The organism is Streptomyces sp. NPDC031497 (assembly GCF_055580905.1).
In genome coordinates this window covers 459,372-486,107 of the sequence record NZ_JBVIKO010000004.1, presented here as the reverse complement: position 1 = coordinate 486,107, position 26,736 = coordinate 459,372, and the positions used below count along the sequence as shown (strand labels likewise).

General features: G+C 68.9%; 26 protein-coding genes and 1 tRNA gene. 16 read left to right on the top strand and 11 right to left on the bottom strand.

Features of this window, described 5'->3' with window-relative positions; genetic code table 11:
* Nucleotides 1-204: 204 nt before the first annotated feature.
* Nucleotides 205-762, bottom strand: a complete 558-nt coding sequence (locus ACZ5K7_RS10835) for a DUF3291 domain-containing protein (RefSeq protein ID WP_468912479.1) — start codon at nucleotides 760-762, stop codon at nucleotides 205-207.
* 296 nt (nucleotides 763-1,058) lie between these two features.
* On the opposite strand from ACZ5K7_RS10835, the gene ACZ5K7_RS10830 reads away from it, so the two are divergent.
* The 3 genes from ACZ5K7_RS10830 to ACZ5K7_RS10820 all read left to right on the top strand — a co-directional run bounded on the left by ACZ5K7_RS10830 (nucleotide 1,059) and on the right by ACZ5K7_RS10820 (nucleotide 3,793).
* Nucleotides 1,059-1,979: a hypothetical protein gene (locus tag ACZ5K7_RS10830; protein WP_468912477.1), complete on the top strand. Its 921-nt coding sequence runs from the start codon at nucleotides 1,059-1,061 to the stop codon at nucleotides 1,977-1,979.
* Nucleotides 1,980-2,250: 271 nt separating this feature from the next.
* Nucleotides 2,251-2,712, top strand: a complete 462-nt coding sequence (locus ACZ5K7_RS10825; RefSeq protein ID WP_351709096.1) for a GNAT family N-acetyltransferase — start codon at nucleotides 2,251-2,253, stop codon at nucleotides 2,710-2,712.
* Nucleotides 2,713-2,815: 103 nt separating this feature from the next.
* Complete coding sequence (locus tag ACZ5K7_RS10820; RefSeq protein WP_468912475.1) at nucleotides 2,816-3,793, top strand: alpha/beta fold hydrolase; 978 nt, start codon at nucleotides 2,816-2,818, stop codon at nucleotides 3,791-3,793.
* 155 nt (nucleotides 3,794-3,948) lie between these two features.
* On the opposite strand, the gene ACZ5K7_RS10815 is transcribed toward ACZ5K7_RS10820, so the two are convergent.
* The gene (locus tag ACZ5K7_RS10815; protein ID WP_351709102.1) at nucleotides 3,949-4,104 is read right to left on the bottom strand and encodes a hypothetical protein; all 156 of its coding nucleotides are present in this window, start codon (nucleotides 4,102-4,104) and stop codon (nucleotides 3,949-3,951) included.
* Nucleotides 4,105-4,305: 201 nt separating this feature from the next.
* Nucleotides 4,306-4,995, bottom strand: coding sequence for a phosphate signaling complex protein PhoU (gene phoU, locus ACZ5K7_RS10810; protein ID WP_468912473.1), 690 nt, complete (start codon nucleotides 4,993-4,995; stop codon nucleotides 4,306-4,308).
* Between the two features lie 223 nt (nucleotides 4,996-5,218).
* Between phoU and phoR the strand changes: the two genes are divergently transcribed.
* Both phoR and phoP read left to right on the top strand, forming a co-directional pair.
* Nucleotides 5,219-6,475 (top strand): two-component system sensor histidine kinase PhoR, encoded by a 1,257-nt coding sequence (phoR, locus tag ACZ5K7_RS10805; RefSeq protein WP_351709108.1) that lies wholly within the window; start codon nucleotides 5,219-5,221, stop codon nucleotides 6,473-6,475.
* Between the two features lie 5 nt (nucleotides 6,476-6,480).
* Nucleotides 6,481-7,152, top strand: a complete 672-nt coding sequence (phoP, locus tag ACZ5K7_RS10800) for a two-component system response regulator PhoP (RefSeq protein ID WP_018568744.1) — start codon at nucleotides 6,481-6,483, stop codon at nucleotides 7,150-7,152.
* A gap of 245 nt (nucleotides 7,153-7,397) precedes the next feature.
* On the opposite strand, the gene ACZ5K7_RS10795 is transcribed toward phoP, so the two are convergent.
* Complete coding sequence (locus ACZ5K7_RS10795) at nucleotides 7,398-8,069, bottom strand: copper chaperone PCu(A)C (protein WP_468912472.1); 672 nt, start codon at nucleotides 8,067-8,069, stop codon at nucleotides 7,398-7,400.
* A 602-nt stretch (nucleotides 8,070-8,671) separates the two neighbouring features.
* On the opposite strand from ACZ5K7_RS10795, the gene ACZ5K7_RS10790 reads away from it, so the two are divergent.
* From ACZ5K7_RS10790 to ACZ5K7_RS10765, 6 genes are all read left to right on the top strand, one after another.
* Nucleotides 8,672-9,154, top strand: coding sequence for a CarD family transcriptional regulator (locus ACZ5K7_RS10790; RefSeq protein WP_003953493.1), 483 nt, complete (start codon nucleotides 8,672-8,674; stop codon nucleotides 9,152-9,154).
* Between the two features lie 265 nt (nucleotides 9,155-9,419).
* Nucleotides 9,420-10,172, top strand: a complete 753-nt coding sequence (gene ispD, locus ACZ5K7_RS10785; RefSeq protein ID WP_351709114.1) for a 2-C-methyl-D-erythritol 4-phosphate cytidylyltransferase — start codon at nucleotides 9,420-9,422, stop codon at nucleotides 10,170-10,172.
* Nucleotides 10,162-10,656, top strand: a complete 495-nt coding sequence (gene ispF, locus ACZ5K7_RS10780; RefSeq protein ID WP_351709117.1) for a 2-C-methyl-D-erythritol 2,4-cyclodiphosphate synthase — start codon at nucleotides 10,162-10,164, stop codon at nucleotides 10,654-10,656. The genes ispD and ispF overlap by 11 nt, the downstream gene beginning before the upstream one ends.
* Before the next feature lie 133 nt (nucleotides 10,657-10,789).
* Nucleotides 10,790-12,187, top strand: a complete 1,398-nt coding sequence (cysS, locus tag ACZ5K7_RS10775) for a cysteine--tRNA ligase (RefSeq protein ID WP_351709120.1) — start codon at nucleotides 10,790-10,792, stop codon at nucleotides 12,185-12,187.
* Between the two features lie 133 nt (nucleotides 12,188-12,320).
* On the top strand, nucleotides 12,321-13,262 hold the full coding sequence (rlmB, locus tag ACZ5K7_RS10770; RefSeq protein WP_351709123.1) for a 23S rRNA (guanosine(2251)-2'-O)-methyltransferase RlmB: 942 nt from the start codon (nucleotides 12,321-12,323) through the stop codon (nucleotides 13,260-13,262).
* Nucleotides 13,263-13,412: 150 nt separating this feature from the next.
* Complete coding sequence (locus ACZ5K7_RS10765) at nucleotides 13,413-15,065, top strand: DoxX family protein (protein WP_351709126.1); 1,653 nt, start codon at nucleotides 13,413-13,415, stop codon at nucleotides 15,063-15,065.
* Between the two features lie 105 nt (nucleotides 15,066-15,170).
* Here the strand turns inward: ACZ5K7_RS10765 and ACZ5K7_RS10760 are convergent, their stop codons facing one another.
* From ACZ5K7_RS10760 to ACZ5K7_RS10750, 3 genes are all read right to left on the bottom strand, one after another.
* Entirely contained in the window at nucleotides 15,171-15,902 is a 732-nt protein-coding gene (locus tag ACZ5K7_RS10760; protein ID WP_351709129.1) for a nucleotidyltransferase family protein, read from the bottom strand.
* An 87-nt stretch (nucleotides 15,903-15,989) separates the two neighbouring features.
* Complete coding sequence (locus ACZ5K7_RS10755; protein ID WP_351709132.1) at nucleotides 15,990-16,451, bottom strand: hypothetical protein; 462 nt, start codon at nucleotides 16,449-16,451, stop codon at nucleotides 15,990-15,992.
* Nucleotides 16,452-16,723: 272 nt separating this feature from the next.
* Nucleotides 16,724-17,860 (bottom strand): ABC transporter ATP-binding protein, encoded by a 1,137-nt coding sequence (locus ACZ5K7_RS10750; RefSeq protein WP_351709134.1) that lies wholly within the window; start codon nucleotides 17,858-17,860, stop codon nucleotides 16,724-16,726.
* A gap of 217 nt (nucleotides 17,861-18,077) precedes the next feature.
* Between ACZ5K7_RS10750 and ACZ5K7_RS10745 the strand changes: the two genes are divergently transcribed.
* Nucleotides 18,078-18,151 (top strand) — tRNA-Thr (locus ACZ5K7_RS10745).
* Between the two features lie 206 nt (nucleotides 18,152-18,357).
* On the opposite strand, the gene ACZ5K7_RS10740 is transcribed toward ACZ5K7_RS10745, so the two are convergent.
* Both ACZ5K7_RS10740 and ACZ5K7_RS10735 read right to left on the bottom strand, forming a co-directional pair.
* Nucleotides 18,358-19,401 (bottom strand): sensor histidine kinase, encoded by a 1,044-nt coding sequence (locus ACZ5K7_RS10740; protein WP_468912468.1) that lies wholly within the window; start codon nucleotides 19,399-19,401, stop codon nucleotides 18,358-18,360.
* Nucleotides 19,398-20,036, bottom strand: coding sequence for a response regulator (locus tag ACZ5K7_RS10735; protein WP_468912466.1), 639 nt, complete (start codon nucleotides 20,034-20,036; stop codon nucleotides 19,398-19,400). The genes ACZ5K7_RS10740 and ACZ5K7_RS10735 overlap by 4 nt, the downstream gene beginning before the upstream one ends.
* A 266-nt stretch (nucleotides 20,037-20,302) precedes the next feature.
* On the opposite strand from ACZ5K7_RS10735, the gene ACZ5K7_RS10730 reads away from it, so the two are divergent.
* The 4 genes from ACZ5K7_RS10730 (at nucleotide 20,303) to ACZ5K7_RS10715 (ending at nucleotide 24,127) form a co-directional block, all read left to right on the top strand.
* A complete protein-coding gene (locus ACZ5K7_RS10730; protein WP_468912464.1) occupies nucleotides 20,303-21,364 on the top strand; it encodes an alpha/beta fold hydrolase in 1,062 nt (353 codons plus the stop codon).
* 119 nt (nucleotides 21,365-21,483) lie between these two features.
* Nucleotides 21,484-21,663, top strand: coding sequence for a hypothetical protein (locus tag ACZ5K7_RS10725; RefSeq protein WP_351709146.1), 180 nt, complete (start codon nucleotides 21,484-21,486; stop codon nucleotides 21,661-21,663).
* 355 nt (nucleotides 21,664-22,018) lie between these two features.
* The gene (locus ACZ5K7_RS10720; RefSeq protein ID WP_468912462.1) at nucleotides 22,019-22,897 is read left to right on the top strand and encodes an alpha/beta fold hydrolase; all 879 of its coding nucleotides are present in this window, start codon (nucleotides 22,019-22,021) and stop codon (nucleotides 22,895-22,897) included.
* 135 nt (nucleotides 22,898-23,032) lie between these two features.
* Entirely contained in the window at nucleotides 23,033-24,127 is a 1,095-nt protein-coding gene (locus ACZ5K7_RS10715) for an alanine racemase (RefSeq protein ID WP_468912460.1), read from the top strand.
* A gap of 394 nt (nucleotides 24,128-24,521) precedes the next feature.
* Here ACZ5K7_RS10715 and ACZ5K7_RS10710 read toward each other — a convergent pair whose 3' ends face one another.
* Together ACZ5K7_RS10710 and ACZ5K7_RS10705 are read right to left on the bottom strand one after the other, a co-directional pair.
* Nucleotides 24,522-25,478, bottom strand: coding sequence for a GlxA family transcriptional regulator (locus ACZ5K7_RS10710; protein ID WP_468912458.1), 957 nt, complete (start codon nucleotides 25,476-25,478; stop codon nucleotides 24,522-24,524).
* Between the two features lie 122 nt (nucleotides 25,479-25,600).
* Nucleotides 25,601-26,641, bottom strand: coding sequence for a methyltransferase (locus tag ACZ5K7_RS10705; protein WP_468912456.1), 1,041 nt, complete (start codon nucleotides 26,639-26,641; stop codon nucleotides 25,601-25,603).
* Between the last annotated feature and the right edge of the window lie 95 nt (nucleotides 26,642-26,736).

Sequence of the window (26,736 nt, the reverse complement as noted above, 5' to 3'; positions counted from 1 at the left end):
CACGCTAGCGACCACCACTGACACGAGGCCCGGAGGCACCACGTCTGCTGATCTGCCCCACCGCCGACCGAACATCTCCCGTGGCCGAGCGCAATCAAGGCCCCTGCCTGTGGTTTCCCCGCTGGGAGGGGCCTTGTCCGTGTGCCGGGGCCGTCAGTGGGTCGATTTGGCAGCGGAGCCGGTCGTTCGGGCTTCCCCTTCAGGTCAGCGAACTTCGTCGCTCTTCGGCCCGATGCCTTTGATCCTGGTCGGAGTTCCCTCCGGGGCGAACGAGTGGTGGAAGGTGAAGGCGTGCGGCGCGGAGCCGTGGTCATGGAGGTGCTCCAGCCTGGAGACGCCGTCCTGCCAGGTGGGTATCACGCCGTCGGAGACCCACCAGCACACGTAACTCGGGTGCCCTGTCCTCTCGAACCAGTCGTAACGTCTGTTCAGCGCCTCACGGTGCAGACCGGTGTAGACGGCGTCGAAGGCGGGGCGCAGGTCGGTCCAGAGTGAGAGGGTCGCGGCCAGGGCGGTGGTTTCCACCGTCTGGCCCTTGCCGTACCAGGCCGGTACGGCGAACTCTCCCCACGCACCCCAGTCCGCCTCGAAGAGCATGCCCCGGTCACCGTCTGCCGCTTCAGCCCGAGCGACATACCCGGGGTGCTGACTGATCTTCCGGTAGACGGCCTCACCGATGTCGTAGAACTCGCGCGTGAGAGGCGCGGGATCGGCGAGAGGTGACTTCAGGACGCCGAATGTGTACAGCGCAAGATGGGGCATGTGCCTCTTCCTGGTCGGGGCTGCCTGGTGTGGACCCGGTTCGGTGGCCTACGCGCGGGGGCGAGGGTTCGTGGGGCATGCCCGACTCATCCCGTCGCGGGTGGCTCAGCCTGAAGGAACTGGTGTGCGGCCGTGGGCGATCGCCGAAGACCAGGTGAAGGTAGCTGCCTCTGCGGGCTATGTCGAAGTTGCGTTTTCCCTGTCCAAGTGGCCTCTTGCAGCGGTCATCACGGGAGGCTGGGGCGGTGATGGGCGGGCCATGTCGAGAACCCGCCCACCTGCCGTACGGTCGCCGCATGACTGAACTGGTGTTGCGGGGACGCCGGGTCACGGCGCGCTTCAAACGGGACGCCGTGCTGTTGGAGCGGGCGTGGAGGCGATCGGGGATCCGTATTCCGCTCGCCGCCATAGAGACGGTCCGTACGCGAGAACGTGCCGGACAGGGCTCGCGAGCAAGTACGACAAGTGGGCTCAAGCCGCGCGTCACTGAGATCGTCCTGACCTCCGCCTCCGCGAGCACGGATCCCGTTGTCTACACCCTCAGCTCACCGAGCGCCGAGGCCGCCCAGGCCTTCGCCTCGGCGGTCACGGCGGCGCTGCCGGTACGCGATGCCACGCAACCGCGCGCGGAGGGCGTGGAGTTGGTGACGACGGAGCCCCGGCTCTCCGCCAGGAAACGCAAGGACCGCCGGCTGACGGTGAGCCAGGACCGGGCGCGTCTTCTGGCCTTGGGCGCTCTGTTCGTCCTCGGGCTCGCGCTGGCTTCGGCAACCGGCGACTGGGGACTCGTTACGTTCTGGGGGGTCTTCTTCACACCGTTCCTCGTCGGGTGCGCGATCGTCCTGATCGTGTACCGAACCACGGTGGACTGGTGGCTGCTTCGCCGCCGGGGAATCACGGTCGTGGCCACCTTCAAGGAGAAGGCCTACAGGACCGGGACCGACGGCGAGACCACGGTCACCAAGGTCTACACATTCACCGACGCTGCGGGCACCAAGCGGACGTACAGGGGTGGCGGTGGCAGGCTGATCGCCACAGAACCGGACCGCATCGAGGTGACGTACGACCCGTATGATCAAGATCGGATCGCCGCCCGCAACGGACCCGCAGTCCGGGCCCTCCTGTTCCTCGCGTACGCCCTCCTCGGCCTGCCCGCCAGCGCGCTGACCGTCGCATATCCGCTTGTTTTCTTCGCCGTCATCCTCATAAACCTCTGAGGTCCGCGTGCAGCCGGTACCTCCGGATGCGCGTACGGCATCGCACCACAAGCGCACCACAAGCGCACCAGAACGAGCGCGGAACAGCGGGAACCATGGTGAAGGCGGCCGGGCCCGACGAGGCCGCATCACCGCCGTTCGCCCAGTTCAGCGCCCGAACCGGCCGCACATGACCGCAGCTTCCCCAGCTGACGGTTCTCTGGATCGTCCGTCCTCCGAAACCGCCTGGGTGGATCATGGAGTGATGACGACAGCTCCCTGGAGGTGTTGAGTGACGCTCTCGATCCGGCCTGCTCAGGATGAGGAAGCGAGCTTCTTATCTGATCTGGCGCTTCGCTCGAAGGCCCACTGGGGGTATGACACTGAGTTTCTTGAGGCGTGTCGCGAGGAACTCACGCTCAGAGGTTCAGAGCTCGCCGTCCGTCGGACGGCTGTTGCGGAGCGCGACGGCAGCATCGTGGGCTTCATGACCCTGGAGGGTGAGCCGCCGCAGGGTGTCCTCGGCATGATGTTCGTCGATCCGGATTCGATCGGGCAGGGCATCGGCCGTGTGCTGTTCACGCATGCGGTGGAGAGTGCCCGGGCGCTGGGGTTCACGCGGTTCACCATCGATGCGGACCCGAACGCTGAGCCTTTCTATGAGGCGATGGGAGGAATCCCCGTCGGCCGTGTGCCCTCCGGGTCGATTCCTGGCCGGACCCTCACCCAGTACCTGCGCAGGATTCCGGGCTGAAGTCCTCACGCGTGTTGCCGGATCGGCAAACGCGGTCGTGGTCCTGGACCCGGTGCTCGCATGATCCTCGGTAAGGCGCTGAGGCCGAGACCGAGGAGGGCTCATGGACGGTACGCATCGGGTTGTTTCCGGTGGTGGACGGCGGATTCATCTTGTCGAGCAGGGGGCCGGGCCCCTCGTGCTGCTCGTGCACGGGTTTCCCGAGGGCTGGTACTCCTGGCGGCATCAGTTGCCGGTGCTCGCCGCGGCGGGATACCGGGCCGTCGCCATCGACGTGCGCGGGTACGGACGCTCCGGCAAGCCGGCCGCGCCGGACGCCTACCGGATGGGCGAGCTCGTCGAGGACAACGTCGCCGTGGTCCGTGCGCTCGGCGAGGAGTCGGCCGTGGTCGTCGGCCATGACTGGGGCTCCACCATCGCCGCGAACTCCGCGCTGCTCAGGCCCGACGTCTTCCGGGCCGTGGGGCTGCTGAGCGTGCCCTACGCCCCGCGCGGCGGCCCCCGGCCCAGTGACGTCTTCGCGCGGATGAGCAGCGCTGGTGGAGACGGGGAGTTCTACGTCTCGTACTTTCAGGAGGCGGGGCGGGCCGAGGGGGAGATCGAGCCCGATGTACGGGGGTGGCTCGCGGGGTTCTACGCCGCCTTCTCCGGCGACACCATGCCCGGCCCCGACGCTCCCGACCCGCACTTCGTCGGTGCGGGGGGCACCCTGAGGGACCGGTTTCCCGTCGGCCGGCTGCCCGGCTGGCTCGGTGAGCGGGATCTCGACGTCTACGCCGGGGAGTTCGAACGCACCGGGCTCACCGGCGCGCTCAACCGGTACCGGAACATGGACCGCGACTGGGAGGACCTCGCCGCCTACGACGGTGCCCCGATCACCCAGCCCTCCCTGTTCGTCGGCGGCAGCCTCGACGCCTCCACGACCTGGCTGGCCGCCGCCATCGAGGCGTACCCGGTCACCCTGCCCGGCCTGGTCTCCTCGCACCTCCTCGACGGGTGCGGGCACTGGATCCAGCAGGAACGGCCCGACGACATCAACCGGCTGCTCGTCGACTGGCTGGCCGGCCTGCCGGCCTCCTGACCGCTCCACCGGCCTCCTGACCGCTCCGCCGGCCTCCTGACCGCTCCGCCGGCCTCCAGCCGGCGGCTCCGCCCCCTGCCAAGACCACTCGACCCTCCACCGACGCAAAGGGCCCCCGACCGAAGCCGGGGGCCCTTACGGGTACGTCGGGTGGCTCAGCCGCACTGGCAGGGGCTGCCCGACTGGCAGCCGCAGCCGCAGCCCGAGCCGCACCCGCATGCGCCGACGACCAGAAGGTTCTTGATCTCGACGGGCTGCTCGGTCTCGCGCTGCTGTGTGGGGTCGGGCGTGGTGCTGGGGGATTCGGCCATGGATCCCTCCTAGGGGTCCCTAGAGGTAGGGCGAGGTAGGGCGTGGTGCATTTTGCCCGTTCCCCGCCCATTCCATACCTGTTCCGCTGGGCGCATCAACGGCGCACAGTGGCGCCCACGCGCCCGCTCCGCACGACCTCGCGAGCCCGAGCTCACCTGGCGGGATCAGGCCCACCTGGCGGGATCAGGCCCACCGGCGGATCAGACGCCCTCGGTGCCCGTCACCGGCTGGATGTCCGGCTGCAGGTCGTCCGCGTGCTCACCGGTGACCAGGAAGACCACGCGCTTGGCGACGGCGACCGCGTGGTCGGCGTACCGCTCGTAGTAGCGGCCGAGCAGCGTCACGTCGACCGCCGTCTCGATGCCGTGCTTCCAGCGGTCGTCCAGCAGGTGCTGGAAGATCGTGCGGTGCAGCAGGTCCATCTCGTCGTCGTCCTGCTCCAGCTGGAGGGCCAGGTCGACGTCCTTGGTGATGATGACCTCGGCGGCCTTGGCCATCAGGCGCTGCGCGAGCTGACCCATCTCGAGGACGGTCGCGTGCAGGTCCTGGGGGATGGCGTTCCCCGGGTAGCGCAGCCGGGCCAGCTTGGCGACGTGCTGCGCCAGGTCGCCGGAGCGCTCCAGGTCGGCGGACATGCGCAGCGAGGTGACGACGATCCGCAGATCGGTCGCCACCGGCTGCTGGCGGGCCAGCAGGGCTATCGCCCGGGCCTCCAGGTCGTGGTGGAGCTCGTCCACCTTCTGGTCGGCCTCGATGACGCTTTCGGCCAGCTTCAGGTCGCCGTCGAGGATCGCCGTCGTGGCGCGCCCGATGGCCGATCCGACCAGCCTGGCCATGTCGACCAGGCTGACGCCGATCGAGTCGAGTTCCTCGTGGTACGCGTCCCGCATCAGGGTTCCCTCTCGTACGTTTGTTCTAGTGGGGGTCGGGAGCCGGGGGCCGTGGCCGAAACCAGCTGCGAACCCCACGCTCCCATGTTCTGGTCCCCGCGCGTCCGTTTCTGCCATCGCAAATGAACCAATACTGGCTCCAAGGTGAACTTCGGGCGACGAGTGTTCGAGCTGACACCTCGCGGACTGTGGGGATGTCGTACCCCCTGCTTAACCTGTTTGCATGGACGTGAACGCGGCGGTCGCCGCAGCGGCAGCGATCGCCGGGGTACTTACCGGTGTCATCGCCATGCTGGCGTTCCGCTGGAGCGAACGCGACCAGAAGCGACCGACCAGGACTTCTCTGCACACCGACCCCGTACTGCCCCCGGGCGTGGACACCGTACTGAGCGTGCTGCGCTCCTCCGCGGTCGTCCTCGACGAGGGCGACATCGTGGTCAAGGCGAGCTCGGCGGCGTACGCCCTCGGACTGGTGCGCGGCGGCAAGCTCGCCGTCGAACCGATGCTCCAGATGGCCCGGGACACCCGGCGCGACGGCGAGATACGCCAGGTCGAGCTGGACCTGCCCCGGCGCGGCACCGGACGCGGAGAGGCGCTCGCCGTCTCCGCCCGGGTGGCGCCCCTCGGCTCCCGGCTCGTACTGCTCCTCGTCGAGGACCTCACCGAGGCCCGTAGGATCGAGGCGGTACGACGCGACTTCGTGGCGAATGTCAGCCACGAGCTCAAGACCCCGGTCGGCGCGCTCTCCCTCCTCTCCGAGGCCGTCATGGACGCCTCGGACGATCCGGAGGCAGTGCAGCGCTTCGCCGGTCGTATGCAGATCGAGGCCACGCGCCTGACCAACCTGGTCCAGGAGCTCATCGATCTGTCGAGAGTGCAGAACGACGATCCGCTGGAGGACGCCGAGCCCGTCCGGGTGGACGAACTCGTCGCCGAGGCGATCGACCGGTGCCGCCACCAGGCCGGCACCAAGCAGATCACCATGGCCGCCGGTGGCACGGCCGACCTGCACGTCTGGGGCAACCGCGGCCAGCTGGCCGCCGCTCTCGGCAACCTCGTCGAGAACGCCGTCAACTACTCCCCGGCCCGCACCCGGGTCGGGATAGCTGCCCGCCGGCTCAGCGCACCCGGCGGCGACATGATCGAACTTGCCGTGACCGACCAGGGCATCGGCATCACCGACAAGGACAAGGAGCGCATCTTCGAGCGCTTCTACCGCGTCGACCCGGCCCGCTCGCGGGCCACCGGCGGTACCGGTCTCGGTCTCGCCATCGTCAAACACGTGGTCGCCTCGCACGGCGGGGAGGTCACGGTGTGGAGCGCCGAAGGTCAGGGCTCCACGTTCACCCTCAGGTTGCCGGAGGCGGGCGCGGCTCGCGACCGCGCCTCGCAGCACCCCGACCCCGACCTCGATGACGAGGCCGGCACCACCGAGTCATCCCCGTACGAACCGCTTCCCGCCCCGGAGGTCCTTCCGTGACCCGAGTGCTCGTCGTCGAGGACGAGGAGTCCTTCTCCGACGCCCTGTCGTACATGCTCCGCAAGGAGGGCTTCGAGGTCGCCGTGGCGGCCACGGGCCCCGACGGACTCGACGAGTTCGAGCGCAACGGCGCCGACCTCGTCCTCCTCGACCTGATGCTGCCCGGCCTGCCGGGCACCGAGGTCTGCCGCCAGCTGCGCGGCCGGTCCAACGTCCCCGTCATCATGGTGACGGCCAAGGACAGCGAGATCGACAAGGTTGTCGGTCTCGAAATAGGAGCCGACGACTACGTCACCAAGCCCTTCTCCTCCCGCGAGCTGGTCGCCCGTATCCGGGCCGTCCTGCGCCGTCGCGGGGAGCCGGAGGAGGTCACCCCGGCCGCGCTTGAGGCCGGTCCGGTCCGCATGGACGTCGACCGCCACGTGGTGACGGTCTCCGGCTCCAAGGTCGACCTCCCGCTCAAGGAGTTCGACCTGCTGGAGATGCTGCTGCGCAACGCCGGCCGCGTCCTCACCCGTATGCAGCTCATCGACCGGGTCTGGGGCGCCGACTACGTCGGTGACACCAAGACCCTCGACGTCCACGTCAAGCGCCTGCGCGCCAAGATCGAGCCGGACCCGGGCGCCCCGCGCTACCTGGTGACGGTCCGCGGTCTCGGCTACAAGTTCGAGCCGTAAACCGCTGACCTGGTCCACGACCGTACGGCCGAGCCGAGCCGCGGTCACGACCGTACGACCGGCGCACCGTGACGACCGCGGGGCTGACGGCCGTGCGGTGATGACCGCGGGGCAGCCTGCCGTGCGGTGACGACGGCAGAGCCGGTCGCCGTGCGGTGACGGCCGTGATCACGACCGTACGGCGAAGGGCGGCCCCCCTCGGGGGTACCGCCCTTCTCGCGTTGGCCGTACGGCGGTGCGACCGCTCAGCCCACGTTCGCCGACTCCGACGCCGAGTCGCTCGGGGTGGCGCTCTCGGACGCCTTGTTCTTGGCCTTGGCGCTCTCGCTCGCCGTGGCGCCCGCCGCCGGAGAGCCGGAGGCCGAGGAGGAGGCGGACGAGGAGGCGGAGGAGGAGGCCGACGGGACCGTGCTCGGGCCCCAGCCCGTGAAGTAGCCCTCCGCGGGGACGACGAACGCGCGCAGGCTCACGTCACCCGTCGTGCTGAAGGTGAACGTGACCTTCTGCGCGTTGCCGTCCTTGACCGCCTCGCGGCTGCTGCCCAGCACCGCGGAGGCGTTGCCCTTGCCGCCCAGGATCAGCCGGCCGCCGCCCGGGATGGTCAGCGGCTGGGACTTGGTGGCGTGCAGCTCGGCGGTCTTGTTGGTACCGGCGACGACGATCGACTGGAGCGTCTGCGGCTCGGTGCCGGTGTTGAAGATGGTCGCGGAGACCACGGCCGGGCCGGTCGAGGTGAGGTCGGGCTGGGTGATCACGGTCGCGTTCTGGACCTTGATGTCACCCACGCTCGTCGCGGCGTTGTCCGGCTTGATCTCCAGCGTCTGGGAGTTGTTGCCGGCACCGCATGCGGCGAGCGAGGCGACGGAGACGGCGATGGCGGAGGCGGCGAGGGCGCCGCGTCGAAGGCTGCTGCTCACGGCGGCGGCTACTCCTTGAACGCGCGGGCGGCCCCCTGTAAAGCCGCCCTAAGTGTCTGTCAGCGGCCTTAGGTTACCGAGCCGTTCCCGCGTGACCGCACCCGACCCTCCCCAAGCCCCTCGCTTCTCTCGAGCGGCGGTACCCCCAGAGCTCCACAAGTGACTCTCCGGTCACTTTGGGGGGCGCTCGTCAGGCATTCACATAACTCGCTCGCAACACCGCGCGCAAAATTTCCGTGAAGGAATGCGCGAAGGCCGGGGAAATGGATCACGTACCGTTCGGTCGGACGTCCGTGATCAATTCCGGAAACGTCTCCGATCCGACATCGGCAGCCGAACGGAGTAGCGCAAGTCGTACGCTTGCAAGGGGACATATGGGGACGTTCGGCCACTTGGGCGGGTGTCCGGAGGTGTGTAACGTACGCGTTTCACCTCGCCCGAAGAGCCGCTCCGACCTGCGAATACCTGCTTCCGGACGGCTCGCGAAGCACGTTCCTGTTGCTGTTGTCAAGCCCCGAGATATGCCCTGACCTGCGAAAACGCCATTCAGAACCGCCCGTTTCCGTGTTACCCTGGATAGCCACGGAAGGGGTACCTGTCACATGACGTTCAAGGTTGGCGACACCGTGGTCTATCCCCATCACGGGGCCGCGCTGATCGAGGCTATCGAAACTCGCCAGATCAAAGGCGTGGACAAGACCTACTTGGTGCTGAAGGTCGCCCAGGGTGACCTGACGGTACGTGTGCCAGCGGACAATGCGGAGTTCGTCGGCGTGCGTGATGTGGTCGGTCAGGACGGGTTGGACCGGGTCTTCGAGGTGTTGCGCGCGCCGTACGCCGAGGAGCCCACGAACTGGTCCCGTCGTTACAAGGCAAACCTGGAGAAGCTCGCCTCCGGCGATGTCATCAAGGTCGCGGAAGTCGTGCGTGACCTGTGGCGTCGTGAGCGCGAGCGCGGACTCTCCGCCGGTGAGAAGCGGATGCTCGCCAAGGCCCGCCAGATTCTGGTGAGCGAGCTCGCCCTCGCGGAGAACACGAACGAGGACAAGGCCGAGGCCCTGCTCGACGAGGTCCTCGCGTCCTGACGCGATCCAGCTCGGCACACCGAAACTCCGCACACTGAATGCCGCGGTGCCCGATGACACACTCTGTCGCCGGGCGCTGCGGCATGTCCGTGCCCGGAACCCGCGCACTCGGAACCCCGCTCCGGCGGAGACCCCCGATACTAGGCGTGCCGGGCCCGGGCTGCTGGCTCGACCAGTGTCACGGAAGGGTCCGGTCAAGGCGTCGCGCCCGGCACTTCCCAGGCCATACCCACGCCAGGCCCGCACACAAACCTGACAGGAACCGATGTCTGACGATTCGCGTCCTTCGCGTACGGAACTGCGTACCGCCGCCGTGATTCCCGCCGCCGGCCGGGGCGTACGGCTCGGTCCGGGCGCCCCCAAGGCGCTGCGCGCGCTGAACGGCACCCCCATGCTCATCCACGCCGTGCGCGCACTGGCCGCCTCCCGCGCGGTCTCCCTGGTCGTCGTCGTGGCCCCGTCCGACGGCGCGCCCGAGGTCAAGTCCCTCCTCGACGCGCACGCGCTGCCCGACCGCACCGACTTCCTCGTCGTCCCCGGCGGCGAGTCCCGCCAGGAGTCGGTCAAGCTCGGCCTGGACGCGCTGCCCCCCGACTACGACATCGTCCTCGTCCACGACGCGGCCCGCCCGCTGGTCCCCGTCGACACCGTCGACGCCGTGATCCAGGCGGTCCGCGACGGCGCCCCCGCGGTCGTCCCCGCCCTTCCCCTCGCCGACACGGTCAAGGAGGTCGAGCCTGCGACGGTCCAGGGCGACCCCGAGCCGGTCCTCGCCACCCCGGACCGCGCCCGCCTGCGCGCGGTCCAGACCCCGCAGGGTTTCGACCGTGCGACGCTGGTCCGCGCCCACGAGACGGTCACCGACAACGTCACCGACGACGCCAGCATGGTCGAACAGCTCGGCGAACGGGTCGTGGTCGTCCCCGGCCACGAGGAGGCCTTCAAGGTCACCCGCCCCCTGGACCTGGTCCTCGCGGAGGCGGTCCTGGCCCGCAGGAGGCTCAACGATGGCTTCTGACCAGCCGCTCCTGCCCCGCGTCGGCATCGGCACCGACATCCACGCCTTCGAGGAGGGCCGCGAGCTGTGGTGCGCCGGCCTGAAGTGGGAGGGCGAGGGCCCGGGCCTGGCCGGCCACTCCGACGCGGACGTCGTCGCGCACGCCGCGTGCAACGCGCTGTTCTCGGCGGCGGGCCTGGGCGACCTCGGTCAGCACTTCGGCACGGGGCGGCCGCAGTGGTCGGGCGCGTCGGGCGTGACCCTCCTGACGGAGGCGGCCCGGATCGTACGCGACGCCGGATTCCTGATCGGGAACATCGCCGTGCAGGTCGTGGGCCCGCGCCCGAAGATCGGCAAGCGCAGGGACGAGGCCGAGAAGATCCTTTCGGATGCGGCGGGGGCTCCGGTTTCGGTTTCGGGGGCTACGACGGACGGTCTCGGATTTCCCGGCAGAGGAGAAGGCCTTATGGCTGTTGCAACGGCGCTGGTCGTCAAACAGGCGTGACTGGCCCGACCTTCTTTCAGGGGTGCGGGGCTGTACCCGATGTGCGGCTCCGCCGCGGGGCGCGACCAGCCACAACGCACCCGCGCCTGACAAGGGTCCCGCGCACATCCGTCGGCCCACTACCCTAGGTCTCGTGACGATTCGCCTGTACGACACCAACGCCCGGCAGATCCGTGACTTCGCCCCGCTCGCCCCGGGCTGTGTCTCGATCTACCTCTGTGGTGCCACCGTGCAGGCGGCACCGCACATCGGTCATATCCGCTCCGGCCTCAACTTCGACATCATGCGCCGCTGGTTCGAATACCGCGGCTACGCCGTGACGTTCATCCGCAACGTCACGGACATCGACGACAAGATCATCGCCAAGTCCGCCGACCAGGGCCGCCCCTGGTGGGCGATCGGCTACGAGAACGAGCGCGCGTTCAACGACGGTTACACCGCGCTCGGCTGCCTCCCGCCGACGTACGAGCCCCGGGCGACCGGGCACGTACCGGAGATGATCGAGATGATGCGCGGGCTGATCGAGCGCGGACACGCCTACGAGGCCGACGGCAACGTCTACTTCGACGTGCGCTCCTACCCGGACTACCTCCAGCTCTCCAACCAGGAGCTGGACAACCTCCGCCAGCCCGAGGGCGAGGGCGAGACCGGCAAACGGGACCAGCGGGACTTCGCGCTGTGGAAGGCCGTGAAGCCGGGCGAGCCCAGCTGGGAGACGCCGTGGGGCCGCGGCCGGCCCGGCTGGCACCTGGAGTGCTCGGCGATGGCACACAAGTACCTCGGCGAGGCCTTCGACATCCACGGCGGCGGCCTCGACCTGATCTTCCCGCACCACGAGAACGAGATCGCCCAGGCCAAGGCCTACGGCGACGACTTCGCCCAGTACTGGGTGCACAACGCCTGGGTCACCATGAGCGGCGAGAAGATGTCGAAGTCCCTCGGGAACTCGGTCCTCGTCTCCGAGATGGTCAAGGCGTGGCGCCCGATCGTGCTCCGCTACTACCTCGGCACCCCGCACTACCGCTCGATGATCGAGTACAGCGAGGAGTCGCTGCGCGAGGCCGAGGCCGCGTTCGCCCGGATCGAGGGGTTCGTGCAGCGCGTGGTGGAGCTGGCCGGGGGAGCGGTGGAGCCCTCGTCCGAGGTCCCGCCGGCCTTCGCCGAGGCGATGGACGACGACCTGGGCGTCCCGCAGGCGCTGGCCGTCGTGCACACCACCGTCCGGCAGGGCAACAGCGCGCTGGCCGCCGACGACAAGGAAGCCGCCGTCGCCCGCCTCGCCGAGGTCCGTGCCATGCTCGGCGTCCTCGGCCTCGACCCGCTCGACGCACACTGGTCCGGCGGGGTCGAGAAGGGCGAAGACCTGCACGGGGTCGTCGACAGTCTCGTACGGCTCGTCCTCGACCAGCGCGAGTCCGCCCGCGGCCGCAAGGACTGGGCGACCGCCGACGCCATCCGCGACCAGCTGAACCAGTCCGGGCTCGCGATCGAGGACAGCCCCCAGGGCCCGCGCTGGACCCTCAAGTCCTGACCACCGGTCAATCAAGATCGACTGTGCCGCCCGGCCCCCCGGGCGGCACACTGCATAAGACGTACAACACCGCATCAGTACGACGCCGAACGAGACGTACGTACGAAACGAAGCTTACGGAGACGGGTAACCCATGGCAGCCAACAACCGCCGCATGTCCGGCAAGAAGGGCGCGCAGATCGGCAGTGGCGGCCAGCGGCGCCGGGGCCTGGAGGGCAAGGGTCCGACCCCGCCCGCCGAGATGCGCAAGGGACACAAGAAGAACCGCATCGCCAACGCCAAGACGAAGCAGACGGTACGCCGTCCCGCGCCGCGCGGCCGGGGCGGCAAGGGCACCTCCGAGCTGGTCGTCGGCCGTAACCCGGTCGTCGAGGCGCTGCGCGAGGGCGTTCCCGCGTCCACGCTCTACGTCCAGCAGTTCATCGACAACGACGAGCGGGTCCGCGAGGCCCTCCAGCTCGCCGCCGAGCGCGGTGGCATCAACCTCATGGAGGCGCCGCGCCCCGAGCTGGACCGGATGACGAACGGCCTCAACCACCAGGGCCTGGTCCTCCAGGTCCCGCCGTACGAGTACGCCCACCCCGAGGATCTGGCGGAGGCCGCGTACGACGGGAGCGAGGACCCGCTGATCGTCGCCCTGGACGGGGTCACCGACCCGCGCAACCTCGGCGCGGTCGTCCGCTCCGTCTCCGCCTTCGGCGGCCACGGCGTGGTCGTGCCCGAGCGGCGCGCGGCCGGTATGACGGCGGGCGCCTGGAAGACGTCGGCCGGTGCGGCGGCCCGTACGCCGGTGGCCCGTGCCACGAACCTCACCCGGGCCCTGGAGGCGTACAAGAAGGCCGGCATCGTGATCGTCGGCCTGGCCGCCGACGGCGAGCACGCGATCGGCGACCTGGAGGCGCTCTCCGGCCCCGTCGTCATCGTCGTGGGCAGCGAGGGCAAGGGCCTGTCCCGGCTGGTCGGCGAAACGTGCGACTACCGGGTGCGGATCCCGATGCCGGGCGGCGCGGAGTCGCTCAACGCCGGTGTGGCGGCGGGGATCGTGCTGTACGAGGCGGCTCGGCGACGGGCCTGACGGCGGTACCCGGCGGCACGCCGCCGGGACTGGACAAACGTCCGCGACCTCACCCGTGCGGGGTAATTCCGGCGTCCTGCGCATCCTTGACGGGGTCCGGACACTTCGGGGCGGTCAAAGCAGTGTCCTAACTCCACGTCACTCGGTTAGATGAGTGTGGACACCAGAACACCCCGCACACCCACGGGGGACCGCTCGCCGGGATTCCGCTCCGGATTCACTTCCGGGCCCGACGACGCTCCCGCGCTGAGCATGGTGAAGGTGCCGAGCGATCCGGCGCAGGTCATCGTCAACCACGCGAGTTTCCGCGTGCAGTTGGGCGTATCGACACGGCGCACCCAATCCCCCCGGGTCGCACGGAACCTGAGCGCCACCGAGGACATCGCGCGCATTCCGGTCGCCGGCACGGCGGGCAGAGCGGGGGCGGCGCCCGGTCGTCGCCGCCCGGTCGTCTGGAGCGGCAAGTCCGCGCCCGACGACACCGGAGCCCACCGGCTGCTCCAGGCCGTCCGCGGCGGCAGCGTCCGGTACGCCGAGGAATCCGCCGAACCGGCCGGCGCGACCCAGGTCATCCCGCGCGTCGACGACGGCTACGGCGACTTCGAACAGACCGTCGAGACACCGCTGGTCGGCCATCCGCGCTCCCCGGCCTCGGGCGAGTCCCGGCTGCTGCCCCCCATGCGCACGACGGGCAGCGCCTACGACGAACCGGCCTACGGCGAACCGGCCTACGACGACGACGAGTTCGAGGACTTCGAGGAGCCGTCGTCGACCAGACGGCACGGCGACGACCCGGCCCGGCACGCCTACTATCCGGGCCGCCGGATGAACCTGGGCGTGGTCCTGCTCCCGCTCCGGATCTTCCTCGGATTCATCTCCATCTACGCCGGCATGGGCAAGCTGTGCGACCCCGTCTACTTCGACGGCGGCAAGCGCGGCTCCATGGTCACCTGGCTCAACACGCTGCACCCCTGGGATGTCGCCGAGCCGCTGCGTCAGTTCGCCCTCCAGCACCCGGTCGGCTCCGGCCTGGTCATCGCCTTCTTCCAGGTGATCGTCGGCGTCCTGACCGTCCTCGGCTGCTGGCAGCGGGTGGCGGCGGTGGTCGGCGCCCTGCTCTCCGCCGCGCTCATCGTCACCGTCAGCTGGAAGACCGTCCCGGCGTACGACGCCCCCGACATCATCTATCTCGCCGCCTGGTCGCCGCTGATCATCGCCGGCGCCCCCGTCTACTCCGTCGACGGCCGCCTCGCGGGCAGCGCCTGGCGACGCCTGGGCCCGCACTCCGACATCTGGGACCTGCGCGCCTACGTGCTCCGCCGCGGCGCCCTGATCACCGCCATCACCATCGGCCTCACCCTCCTCGTCGGCTCCCTCCTGGGCGGCGCGGTCCGCGACTCCAGCCGCGTGGTCGTCCCCGGCCCCGGCGAGGCCCCCCGCAACAACCTCCCGGGCTCCCCGCTGCCGGGCGAGACGGCCAAGCACCGGAAGCAGACCCCGTCGGCCTCCTCGGCCCCCTCGGGCGGCGCCACGGCGAGCCCTTCGCAGGCGGCGACCACCCCGGGCGCCGCCCGCACCACGAGCGGTGCCACCACCACGACTCCGAGCCAGACCCAGGGCACCACGGGCCAGGCCCCGCCTCAGCACACGGCTCCCGCACCGACCACGGCCGGCCCGACCTCGGGCGGCACCGCGACCGGCGGCACGGCCTCGACGGGCGGCACGGGCAGCGGTACGGGCAGCACCGGCGGCGGCTCGACCTCATCGGGCCAGCCGGGCCTGGTGGGCGGCCTGCTGGGTTAGCACGGCCACCTCATGGTGATGGGCCCCACGCCTTGCGGCGTGGGGCCCATCACCATGAGGAAAGAAGGAGGGCGAGGGGGAGGAACGGCTGTCCCCCTTGTCGGTCTACCGACCCAGCGCCGCCAGTTCCTTCGCCGCCTCCGTCAGGTCCTTCGCCGTGTCGATCGCCCGCCAGTACGCCCCCTGCGGAAGCGGGAACCCGGCCAGCCGCCGGCTCCGGGCCAGGTGCGGGAAGGTCGTCCGCTCGTGGTCCCCCCGCTCGGGAAGCATCTCGGCGAACTCGGGCGAGAAGACGTACACACCCGCGTTGATCTCGAACGTCGACGGCGGCGCCTCGATGAAGTCCGTGATGTGCCCGAAGCCGTCCGTCTGCACCGCGCCCCACGGGATCCGCGGCCGGGCGAGCGCGAGCGTCGCCACCGCGTCCCGCTCCGTGTGGAAGTCGGCCATGTCGCGCAGCGAGAACCGCGTCCAGATGTCGCCGTTGGTGGCGTACCAGGGGCGGTCGGTGTGCGGCAGATGCGCGGCCGCGTACCTCAGGCCGCCGCCCCGGCCCAGCGGCTCGCTCTCCACCACCGTCGTGACGGAGAGGGGCAGGTCGGTCGAGTCCAGCCACTTCTGCAGGACGTCGGCGAGGTGGCCGCAGGAGACCACCACGTCCGTGACGCCCTCCTCGGCGAGCCAGGTCAGCTGGTGGCCGATGATCGGCGTGCCCGTACCCGGGATCTCGACCATCGGCTTGGGCCGGTCGTCGGTGTACGGACGAAGCCGTGAGCCCTGGCCACCGGCCAGGACCACGGCTTGAGTGGGGCGCAACGCGGCGTTCGGATGGGTCATGACCCGAACTGTACGACGCGCCCCGGGGGCTCCTTGAGCGCCGTAGGACGGCCCTTAAGGAGCTGTTACCCGCTTACCGTCCGGTGTTCAGCTGTGCGCGGCCAGCACGCCGGACGCGAAGGACGTGTCGCAGACCGGGCGCGCGTAGGACTGGGCGCGCGAGGCGCCGTAGATGCGCACCGCGGCCCGGCCCAGCGCACGCGCGATGGACGAGCAGTGCTGGGCCAGCGACGGGTGGCCGTTGACCGCCTGCTGGAGGTGGGTGAGGACCTGGCCCGGGTTCTTGTCCTGGAGCTCGGTCATCAGCTGCTCGCGCAGGACGTCCTGGGGGGCCCGGGAGACGGCCTTGGAGGAGACGTCGGCGTCGGTCACGTCGGTCGCGGTGAGCACCGAGTTCCGCGGGCTTCCCGTCCAGTTGACGCGGGTGACGGCGAGGGTCCCGGAGAGCACCAGGACGACGGGCAGGACGAGGGCGAGAGTGCGGCCGATCCGGCGGGCAGGGCCGCCCCGATGGCCGCGTCGCGTCTGAGGGGTGGTGGAGTGCTTCACGCGTGTGAGGGTAGCGTGCGGTAATGATTTGGCGACATTTAGTCACCGGTTCGGGGGATGGAGAAGTGCCCTGTTTCGGGTACGAGGTTGACGTACACGGCTCGAAAACCACCCGCTTGCCGGGGTAAATCGGGGCAACGAAAAGGGCCCCGCAGCAGGTCGCGGGGCCCTCTTCGTCAACCTGGGGAAGTTCACCCTGGTCAGAGGTTTCTCTTCTTGATCGGCCCGTCGGATCAACCCGTCGGATCGCGCCGTCGGACCGGTCGGATCGGTCAGTCGGAGAGACGCTCGCCCGTGGACGTCGAGAACACGTGGGTCTCGCCCGGCCGCGGCACGACGTGCAGCGTGGCGCCCTTCTCCGGGACCGCACGGCCGCTGACGCGGACGACCAGGTCCTTGAGGTCGTCGCCGACCTTGGCGCTGCCGTAGACGTAGCCGTCGGCGCCCAGCTCCTCGACGACGTTCACGGAGACCGCGAGGCCCGCCGGGGCGTCCTCGGTGTCCTTGGTGAGGGCGGACGCGGCCTCGCCGTTGTGCTCGACGATGTCGAAGTGCTCGGGACGGACGCCGACGGTCACCGTGCGGTCGCCCTTGTCCGTGGCGGCCTGGAGCGCCTCACGGTTGACCGGGACCACGCTGTTGCCGAACTTCACACCGCCGTCGGTGATCGGGACCTCGACCAGGTTCATGGCGGGGGAGCCGATGAAGCCGGCGACGAAGAGGTTGGCCGGGCGGTCGTACATGTTGCGCGGCGAGTCGACCTGCTGGAGCAGACCGTCCTTGAGGACGGCCACCCGGTCGCCCATCGTCATGGCCTCGACCTGGTCGTGGGTGACGTAGACGGTGGTGATGCCCAGGCGGCGCTGGAGGGACGCGATCTGCGTACGGGTCGAGACACGGAGCTTGGCGTCCAGGTTGGACAGCGGCTCGTCCATGAGGAAGACCTGGGGCTCACGCACGATGGCGCGGCCCATCGCGACACGCTGGCGCTGACCGCCGGAGAGGGCCTTCGGCTTGCGGTCCAGGTACTCGGTGAGGTCGAGGATCTTCGCGGCCTCCTCGACCTTCTGCCGGATCTCCGCCTTGTTCCGGCCGGCGATCTTGAGCGCGAAGCCCATGTTGTCGGCGACCGTCATGTGCGGGTACAGGGCGTAGTTCTGGAACACCATGGCGATGTCCCGGTCCTTGGGCGGCAGGTGCGTGACGTCGCGGTCACCGATGCGGATGGCGCCGGCGTTGACGTCCTCCAGGCCCGCGAGCATCCGCAGCGAGGTGGACTTGCCGCAACCCGACGGGCCGACCAGGACGAGGAACTCGCCGTCCTCGATCGCGATCTCGAGGCCGTCGACGGCGGGCTTGGTGGAACCCGGGTAGATCCGGGTCGCCTTGTCGAACGTAACAGTGGCCATGGCTCAGAGGCCCCCTTCTACCGGCAGGAACGTGCCGGACGATCCGTTGTAGGAAGGTGGTTGGTGTAGTCCACGCGAGTGAACTGGCTCTGGACGGTACCCGGCGTTCACCCCGTATGTCAGTACCTGGACCCCTGTGAACTTCGCGGAAATTTTCGACAGGGCCGACTCGGGAGCTGGGTACACTGCACTGGCACGCATCCCACGGTGCCTGCACGCCTCCTTAGCTCAGCTGGTCAGAGCGCCGCTCTTGTAAAGCGAAGGTCGTCGGTTCGAATCCGACAGGGGGCTCATTTCCTTCCCGGCTCGGACAGCCCTCGGGGCGATCGCAAGATCACTCCGAGGGCTTCTGCGTGAGCGGTGCGTGAGCGACAGTGTTTTTCCGGGCCCTCGGGACGACCGTCGCACCGACCGTCCGATCATCGCAGTCCACGCAGTCTCCGACCGAGCCCATGGAGGGCGGGGATCTCGGAGGCCGCATCCGACTCGGGCGGTGCTTACTGCCTGGAACGTCGTTTGGCATGGCGGGGGATCACCAGGGTGACGCAGGTTCCCTCACCTGGGGCCGAACCAACGCTGAGGTGTCCGTTCAACAGGTGACCGCGCTCGCGCATGGCCGACAGCCCGGTACCTGTGGAGACCACCGTGCGGAGAGCGGATCGGTTGACCGGTGCCGAAGGTGGCTGGTCCATCCCGCGGCCGTCGTCCCTGACCGCCACGCTGATCGCGTGGTCGTCGCTGTCGAGTTCCACGAGAAGGCGGCTTGCCTGAGCGTGCTTGACCGCGTTGTTCACCGCTTCCTGCACGATGCGGTAGACGTGAGCCTGGGCCTCCGGCGACAGTTTGTCCTCGAACCCGTGCCACTCCGTCCCGACGCGCAGTTCGACGTTCAGCCCGAAGGTGTCCTCGGTGCGTCGGCACAGCGTCTCAAGAGCGGGCGCGAGTCCGAGCTGATCGAGGGCGAGAGGCCGCATTTCCACGATCAGGTGCCGCAGGGACGTGATCTGGTTCGCGATCAAGCTCTGTGCCTGGTCGATGGCCTCGTTCATGGCGGCGGACTGGGCCGTGCCGGCGGCGGCGGACAGAACCATCTGAACAGCGGCCAGTTCCTGAAGGGTCTCGTCGTGCAACTCACGGGCCCAGCGCCGACGTTCCCGTTCTTCGCCGTCGCTACGGGCGTGAGCCCGCTCCCGCGCGAGACTGTCGCGACGCGCTACCGCACTGCGGCCGAGCATGACGGCGCAGCCGATCAGCAGGAGAGGCACGATGTTCAGGCCGTTGAAAAGCGGCTCCTTCGTCATGCGAACCAGCTGTGACACGGCGAGTATGAGTGCGAGCCCGCACAGGGCCGCCAGCCATGCCCGCCGGACGGCGTTGCTCAGTGCCGCTGCGACGATGAGGACGACGGCGGCGCCGAGGGAGAAGCGCATCACCCAGCGAGGCTGCTGCTGGAGGACCTCGATCGCGAAGGCGATGACGAGCAGCGTGGCGCCGGTGGCCTCCATGACCGGGCCGGCCTTGGCGCGCAGCGTGCTGTTCATCCCAGCAGCCCGCGCTCGCGGGCGGCGGCGATGAGTTCCGCCCGTGTCTCGGTCCCGAGCTTGTCCCGAACCCTGGCGCGGTGGGTCTCCACTGTCCGAACGGAAACGTGGAGACGTCGGGCGATGTCCTGGTTGGTGTGGCCCAGGGCGAGGAGTGAGAGAACCTGAAGCTCGCGAGCTGTCAGAGCGGCATCCCCATCGGCACCGTGAGCGCCGACGTCCGCGATGGCCAGTCGGGCGCCCATGGCAGGTTGGAGGTATATGGCTCCCCGTGCGACCTGGCGAGCCGCAGCGACCAGTTCCTCCGCCGCCGCCTCCTTGAGCAGATATCCGGCCGCTCCGATCCGCAGGGCCGCGCGTGCGAACGCGGGGTCCTCCTGCATCGTGAGGACCAGAATGCGAGTGCCGGGTGACGCCGCGAGCAGGTCAGGGACCGCGGGCAGGCTGGATTGGCCCGCCATGGTGAGGTCCAGGACCAGTACGGACGGTTTCTCCTCTGTCACGGCCTGTACGGTCTCCGGGACCGTCGAGCTCTCGGCGACGATCTCGAAGGACTCGTCCCGGGACAACAGCGCGCGCATGCCCGCACGGACCACCGGATGATCGTCGGCGATCACCACGCTGAGACGAGACAAAGCCTTCACCCCTTGCTCGGCGCGGTCGCGTTCATGGGGGCAAAGGTACTGCGTGCGGCCGGTCGGTCCGGGCCTCAGGGGATGTGCGCAGCGCTCGGGTGAACCCCTGAAGCGCCGGGTGCCGAAGCGGCCGGTGCGGGAAACCCGAAGGACGACTGCGGACGGACACTGAGGCCCCGAAGGGTGTCGGAGCACCACGATGGCTGTGAGAGACCTCGGTCGGGCGCGAAGCGCCGGCCGGCCGACACGGACAGAACGGTGCACAGATGATCGACAGGCGTACCTTCGGCAAGGTCATCGGCGCGGGCGCAGTGGGCACGGCTGCGGCATCACTGGTCGGCCTGAGCGGCCCCGCGGCAGCGGCGTCCTCGTCGTCCGGGCCCAGCGCCGAAAAGACGGCGACGGCGCTGACACCGAACTCGGGCGACAGGTCCTTCCCGATGCTGAAGCAGGTCAGGGCGGGCGAGCTCATCGTCGGCTACGCCGAGGCCGGCCCGGCCGACGGACCCGCCGTCATCCTCCTGCACGGGTGGCCGTACGACATCCACAGCTACGTGGATGTCGCGCCTCTGCTGGCGGCCCAGGGCTACCGAGTCATCGTTCCCTACCTGCGCGGACACGGCACCACGACCTTCCTCTCGGCGACCACGTTCCGTAACGCGCAACAGTCGGTGATCGCCTACGACATCATCGCCCTGATGGACGCTCTCAGGATCAAGAAGGCTGTGTTCGGGGGCTTCGACTGGGGATCGCGGACCGCCGACATCATTGCCGCCCTCTGGCCGGAGCGGTGCAGGGCCCTGGTCTCCGTGACCGGTTACCTGATCACCAACCGGGAGAAGAACAAGCTGCCGCTGCCACCTGCGGCCGAATGGGCATGGTGGTACCAGTACTACTTCGCGACCGAACGCGGCGCGCTGGGCTTTGAGAAGTACCGGCACGATTTCGCGAAGCTCATCTGGCACAACGTCTCCCCGTCGTGGAACTTCGACGACGCCACCTTCGATCGCGCGGCGGCGGCATTCAACAACGAGGACTACGTCCCCATCGTGATTCACAACTACCGCTGGCGGCTGGGACTGGCCCAGGGAGACCCCCGCTACGACGGTATTGAGGCACGCCTCGCGGCAGCGCCCGCCATCGCGGTGCCCGCCATCACTCTCGACGGGGAGCTGGACCCCTTCACCCCGGCCGGCGACGGCGCGGCATACCGGGGCAAGTTCACGGGCCCCTATGACCACCGGACGCTCAAGGGAATCGGCCACAACGTGCCACAGGAAGCCCCCGAAGCATTCGCCCGAGCCGTCCTCGACGTCGACCGATTCTGACCAGCGGTGTCGCTTCTGCCGCGGCACAGGTCGTCTGACAAGGAAGGCGAAGTCCGCCGGGCCACCCGATGCGGAGCCAGGCCGCCGAGCCGTGGTGTCTCACAACTGAGGAGGACGAAATGGAACCTGAAAAGACAGGCTTCTCGCATGCCGCCGATACCGGGCAGCGTCCCTGGTTCGGTAAGTTGCCGGAGCGCATTCGCCCGGAGCAACTGGTGGCGGTACAGCCTGCCACGGTGCCGGATCCAGTCAGGGATACGTACAGCTCCGACGATTGGCTCACCCGTACCTGTCTGTAGACGGGCGTCACGCCTGGCCGGTCGGTCACCTGCCACTCGCCACGTGCCGAACGCCGTTCCCACGGGGCAGACCACTGACGTGCGTTGGAAGGAGGGGGTTATCAACAGAGAGGAAGCTGGTCCGAGGATCGCTGCAAGGTCGAGGCCGAAAAAGCCGTCGGCGACGATGACGCTACCGTCCATGTCGGGATCGCTATCATTCCTGTCGGGTTCGCCGCTGATCTGATAGTGCCTGACGATTTAGATTCTTTCTCACGCCGGACATATGGCGGTGCGGATATAGGAGACGGTCACGTGAGGACACCAGGATCTTCCGCGTTTCGTCCGGACCGAACGGTCACTCAAGGAGAAAGAAATGCCACTGCTCACCGCGTCGAAGATTCCTGACGGGTTCGTTGAGAAGACGAGTCAAGTCAATGGAATCACGGTCAACTATGCCGTAGGCGGCACCGGCCCTGCGGTTGTTCTGCTGCACGGATACCCGCAGACCTGGTACTCGTGGCGGAAAATCATGCCGGCGCTCGCGGAGCGGTATACCGTGATCGCGCCCGACCTCCGCGGTTCCGGCGGCTCGGACGCTCCCGAGAGCGGATACGACAAGGCAACCCTCGCGGAGGACGTGCACCAGTTGCTGGTTGCGCTTGGGCTCGATGAACAGGTCAATGTCGTCGGACACGACATCGGGACCATGGTTGCGTACGCTTACGCGGCCGCTCACCGAAGCTCAACTCGGAGCCTGACGCTGCTGGAGGCCCCTCAGGTCGATGAGATCGCGTACGAGTTGCCCGCGTGGACCGAGGCCGGACCCGGCTTGTGGAACTTCGGTTTCTTCACGCTCGACAACGGGCTGCAGGAGAAGATCGTCGCCGGACGCGAAGACATCTGGATCGAGGGTTTCATCGGCTGGATGGAACAGGTGAAGGGCGGAGTGGACGCTCAGGCACTCGCCGAGTATGCGCAGTCTCTGCGACGTCCTGGATACCTGCGAGCGTCCTACGAGTACTTCATGACGTTCCCCCGTGACGTCCAGGACACGATCCGCAACCGCGGCACGGCGCTGACGATGCCGGTGCTGGCCATTGGCGCCGACGGCGCGCTTGGCGAACTCGTCCCTGAGCAGGCCCAGAAGTACGCCGACGACGTGACCGGTGCTGTGGTTGCGAGCGGGCACTGGATCCCGGAAGAGGCTCCTGAGATCCTGCTCGAACATCTGCTGCCGTTCCTTGGCAAATAGCGTCCCAGGGCTGCGATTCCGGTGATTTAGAGGACGTCTCGATGGGTGCACGCGTCCTGTTGGCGATGCCTCCGCGGTCTTGGCCCGCGAGCCTGTCATGATCATTTCGTCATGTTCCACGGTGGGAGGCAGGAGATGGCGATACCGCTGCCCGATGGGCTGGCTACCCCGGCGCTCGTGGTCGATCCGGATGTGCTGGACAGGAACATCTCGCGGATGGCTGAGGCTTCGCGGGCCCAAGGGTTCGCCTTGCGTCCGCACGCCAAGAGCCACAAGTGCGCGCAGATCGCGGAGCGTCAGCTTCGGTCCGGCGCGCGCGGGCTGTCGGTGGCCACGATCGGCGAGGCCGAGGCATTCGCCCGGTCCGGCGTGGACGACCTGTTCATCGCCTACCCCCTGTGGCTCGATGCCGACAAGGCGCGGCGGCTGCGCCGGTTGGCGGACGACGTTGCCCTGAGAGTCGGCGTGGAGTCGGTCGAAGGCGCGCACCGGCTGGGTAACGCCGTGCGTGGCAGCGCCCGGGCGGTCGAGGTGCTCGTCGAGGTCGACAGCGGGAGCCGCCGGACGGGAGTGCAGCCGCACGCTGCTGGTGAGGTCGGGAAGGTGGCCGCCGACGCGGGTCTGGATGTTGTCGGTGTGTTCACGTTCCCGGGGCACGGCTACGGTCATGACACTCGGGCACGCGAGCGGGCCGCACGAGACGAGGAGCGCACGCTGGGCGAGGCCGCACAGACGCTGCGGGACCTTGGGCTCGGCGTCCGTGTGATCAGTGGCGGGTCGACTCCGACGGTGGGGCAGTGGCGGCCGGGCGCGGTGAACGAGTTGCGGCCCGGTGTCTACGTCTTCAACGACGCTACCCAGCTGGCCATCGGCACCTGCGGGGTGGGGGATCTCGCGCTGGTCGCCGCGGCGACGGTGATCAGCGTTCCCTCCCCGGACCGCTTTGTGCTCGATGTCGGCAGCAAGGTCCTCGGCTCCGACCGGTCGTCCTGGGTGACGGGCCACGGCTACCTGCCCCAGTTCCCACAGGGAACCATTACCGAGTTGTGGGAGCACCACGCCGTGGTCCGGCTTCCGGAAGGGGTGCAAAGGCCACGCCTCGGATCGTTGGCCGCTGTCGTCCCCAACCACGTGTGCACGCCGGTGAATCTCGCCGATCAGCTGCTGGTCGTCCGGGACCGCGAGGTGATCGACCGCTGGCAGGTGACAGCACGAGGTGCCAATACCTGAACATCACCTCAGGCGTGAAAGGCGATGGGCGGCCCTTCTCCGTCCCGGCCTCAGGGCCGTCGTGATGCTTGTCGACGCCGAGGGAATCCGTGTCGAGGAGTTGGTCGGCACACTCCGGCCCGGACGTGGCTGTCGTCGCGTTGGCCCGCCGGCTCCCCACCGGTGCCGTCCTGAGGTCGTTGCGCCGCCGCGCCCCTCTCGACTCGGCCGCGCGGCGCGACGCCCTGGTGACCGAGGACGACCATGACTCGGAGTTCCGCAGGCCGCCACATCTTCCGGAAACCGGGAGTGGTCTCGGGCGTCGCGCTCGGGGACGCGATCAGCCGCGCATGTCCCCGAGCAGGCGGACGGGGATCGGCCGAGGCGGCGGCGCGAGACATGACCCGGAAAGGAATCACCTGCTGCGCAGGGCTGATGTGGTCTTGCCGGTACGTTCGCGCAGGAGTACCCGCAGGGTGTTGGGGTGTTCGTAGCCGACTTTCCGGGAGATGGTCTCCAGGGACATGTCGGTGGAGCGCAGCAGGTGACAGGCGCGTTCGATTCTCAGGTCCTGGACGAACCGGATGGGAGATGTCCCGACGGTGCGCTGCACCGCGCGCTGCAGGGTCCGCTCGCTGACACCGATGGCTTTGGCCGCTTCGGGAATGCTGACGGGTCCGGCCAGATGCTCGCGGGTCCAGAGTTCGAAGGCGGCGACGGTGGGATCGCTCTGGGCCAGAGCGCTGGGGATGGTGTACGCCGCCTGTGACGGGCGTTCGTCGGTCACGAGGTAGCGGGCGACGATGTCGGCGAGCGCGGGGCTGCCGGCCCGGACGATCGCCAGTGCGAGGTCGACGTGACCGAAGGCCGCGCCGGCTGTGGTGATGCCCTCGCTGCCGATGACCATCTGGCTGTGATCCAGGTGGACCTTGGGATACCTGTTGCGGAATGCCGGCGACAGCCACCAGGTGGTCGTGGCGCGAAGTCCGTCCAGCACTCCCGCCTCGGCCAGGAGAAAGGTGCCCGCGCACGCGGAGGCGATGGTCGTACCGCGGGCACGGGTTCGGGCGATCAGGTCGCGGACGGGCCGGGACTCGTCGCCGCCGACATGGTCGAGCAGCGCCGAAGGATCGCTCTCCGCCGGCGCCGGTACGACCAGCAGGTCCGTCGTCTCCGCGTGCGCAAGTGGTCTGGGCGCCGCGAGGAGCCCGGCCCCGGTCCGCACGGACGAGGCGGCGCCGACCATGGTCACGTCCCAGGTCGGCGGTCGGTGGATCTGGCCGCCCAGCGCGTTGGCGTTGCTCAGTACGTCGAGGATCGCTGCGAGCCCGGAGTCGAAGACCCCGTCATAGACGACGACTGCTACTTGCATGGCGGGAACTCTGTCCTTTGCGATGTTCCTGAACCGCACATTCCACGACCACTACCGCACCGTCCGGGAGGAGCCGCCGGACACTGCCGAGGGCCGCCTCCCGGACGAGGACGGAGATGAAGTCAGGGTGTGGGCTCGGCTTCGATGACGGCGAACGCCCCGGCCGCACTCACCTTGACCCGCCGCAGGCCGGCCGCGGTGAACAGGGAGTCGAATTCGGTGATCTGGCGTTCCCTGCCGCCTGTCATGTCGAGCATGTTCATATCCATCAGAGGGGCCAGCCCAGGCTCTCCGGCCTCGCCGACCAGGTGGTCGACCACGGCGATGCGGCCGCCGTCGGCCAGCGATGCCCGGCAGTTCCGAAGGATGCGGACGCAGCTCGCGTCGTCCCAGTCATGGAGGATGTATTTGAGTACGTAGAGGTCCGCGGCCGGAACCGAATCGAAGAAGTCTCCGCCGACGGCGGTGAAGCGCCCCTCCAGTCCCTCGGCCTTGGCCGCTTCCGCGGCGGCGGGGACGATGTGGGGCAGGTCGAAGACCCCGCCGTCGAGTTCGGGGTTGGCCTTCATCATGGCCAGGATGACGTCACCACCGGCTCCGCCTATGTCCAGGGCGAGGGTGACGCCCTTGGTGTCCAGCACGGCGGCGATGTCGAGGGCGGAGGCGCGTGACAGGTTGCTCATCGACTCGGTGAACGAAGATGCTTCGTCGAGGTGCTTGGAGAAGTAGTCGAAGATGTTCTCCTCCCCATGGGCCGCGGTCACCTGGTGCCGACCCGTACGGACGGCATCGGGGAACCTGCCCCACGGCTGCCAATGGCCCGGTGCGGACTGGGAGATGGCGAAATGCCGCAGCGAGTGGGGGTCGTCGTGCCGCAGCGTGCTCAGCAGCGACGTGCCGGTGAAGTGATGCCCGTCCTCGGAGGTCATCAGGCCCAGGGACGCGCAGGTGCGCAGCAGGCGGCGGGTCGCATCGGGATCGGTGGACTCCGCTTCGGCGATCGCTTCGGCGGTGTCGGCTCCGGCCGCGAGGTGGTCCGCGAGGTTGTACAACGCGGCAGCCCGAACCGTCTGGGTGACCCAGAAGCCCGTGACCATGCCCATCATGCGCTCATAGTCCTGAGCCTCCGCCGAGCGGGCCGGCGACGGTTGTGCGCTGGTCAAATCAATCTCCTCTACTGGGCGACGGCAGGATGCCGCCGCGAACTGGAGCCCGGCACCGTCGGTTTGTGCCGGGCCCCGTGGCCTGCGATCCGGAA

Bases quoted from the DNA above. Each gene is read 5' to 3' on its own strand.
- ACZ5K7_RS10750 (WP_351709134.1), bottom strand. From the start codon at position 17,860: ATGGCCACTGTTACGTTCGACAAGGCGACCCGGATCTACCCGGGTTCC.
- ACZ5K7_RS10720 (WP_468912462.1), top strand. From the start codon at position 22,019: ATGCCACTGCTCACCGCGTCGAAGATTCCTGACGGGTTCGTTGAGAAG.
- ACZ5K7_RS10725 (WP_351709146.1), top strand. From the start codon at position 21,484: ATGGAACCTGAAAAGACAGGCTTCTCGCATGCCGCCGATACCGGGCAG.
- ACZ5K7_RS10740 (WP_468912468.1), bottom strand. From the start codon at position 19,401: ATGAACAGCACGCTGCGCGCCAAGGCCGGCCCGGTCATGGAGGCCACC.
- ACZ5K7_RS10830 (WP_468912477.1), top strand. From the start codon at position 1,059: ATGACTGAACTGGTGTTGCGGGGACGCCGGGTCACGGCGCGCTTCAAA.
- ispD (WP_351709114.1), top strand. From the start codon at position 9,420: ATGTCTGACGATTCGCGTCCTTCGCGTACGGAACTGCGTACCGCCGCC.
- phoR (WP_351709108.1), top strand. From the start codon at position 5,219: ATGGACGTGAACGCGGCGGTCGCCGCAGCGGCAGCGATCGCCGGGGTA.
- ACZ5K7_RS10835 (WP_468912479.1), bottom strand. From the start codon at position 762: ATGCCCCATCTTGCGCTGTACACATTCGGCGTCCTGAAGTCACCTCTC.
- ACZ5K7_RS10765 (WP_351709126.1), top strand. From the start codon at position 13,413: ATGAGTGTGGACACCAGAACACCCCGCACACCCACGGGGGACCGCTCG.
- ispF (WP_351709117.1), top strand. From the start codon at position 10,162: ATGGCTTCTGACCAGCCGCTCCTGCCCCGCGTCGGCATCGGCACCGAC.
- phoU (WP_468912473.1), bottom strand. From the start codon at position 4,995: ATGCGGGACGCGTACCACGAGGAACTCGACTCGATCGGCGTCAGCCTG.
- ACZ5K7_RS10715 (WP_468912460.1), top strand. From the start codon at position 23,033: ATGGCGATACCGCTGCCCGATGGGCTGGCTACCCCGGCGCTCGTGGTC.
- ACZ5K7_RS10820 (WP_468912475.1), top strand. From the start codon at position 2,816: ATGGACGGTACGCATCGGGTTGTTTCCGGTGGTGGACGGCGGATTCAT.
- ACZ5K7_RS10790 (WP_003953493.1), top strand. From the start codon at position 8,672: ATGACGTTCAAGGTTGGCGACACCGTGGTCTATCCCCATCACGGGGCC.
- ACZ5K7_RS10730 (WP_468912464.1), top strand. From the start codon at position 20,303: ATGATCGACAGGCGTACCTTCGGCAAGGTCATCGGCGCGGGCGCAGTG.
- ACZ5K7_RS10815 (WP_351709102.1), bottom strand. From the start codon at position 4,104: ATGGCCGAATCCCCCAGCACCACGCCCGACCCCACACAGCAGCGCGAG.
- rlmB (WP_351709123.1), top strand. From the start codon at position 12,321: ATGGCAGCCAACAACCGCCGCATGTCCGGCAAGAAGGGCGCGCAGATC.
- ACZ5K7_RS10710 (WP_468912458.1), bottom strand. From the start codon at position 25,478: ATGCAAGTAGCAGTCGTCGTCTATGACGGGGTCTTCGACTCCGGGCTC.
- ACZ5K7_RS10760 (WP_351709129.1), bottom strand. From the start codon at position 15,902: ATGACCCATCCGAACGCCGCGTTGCGCCCCACTCAAGCCGTGGTCCTG.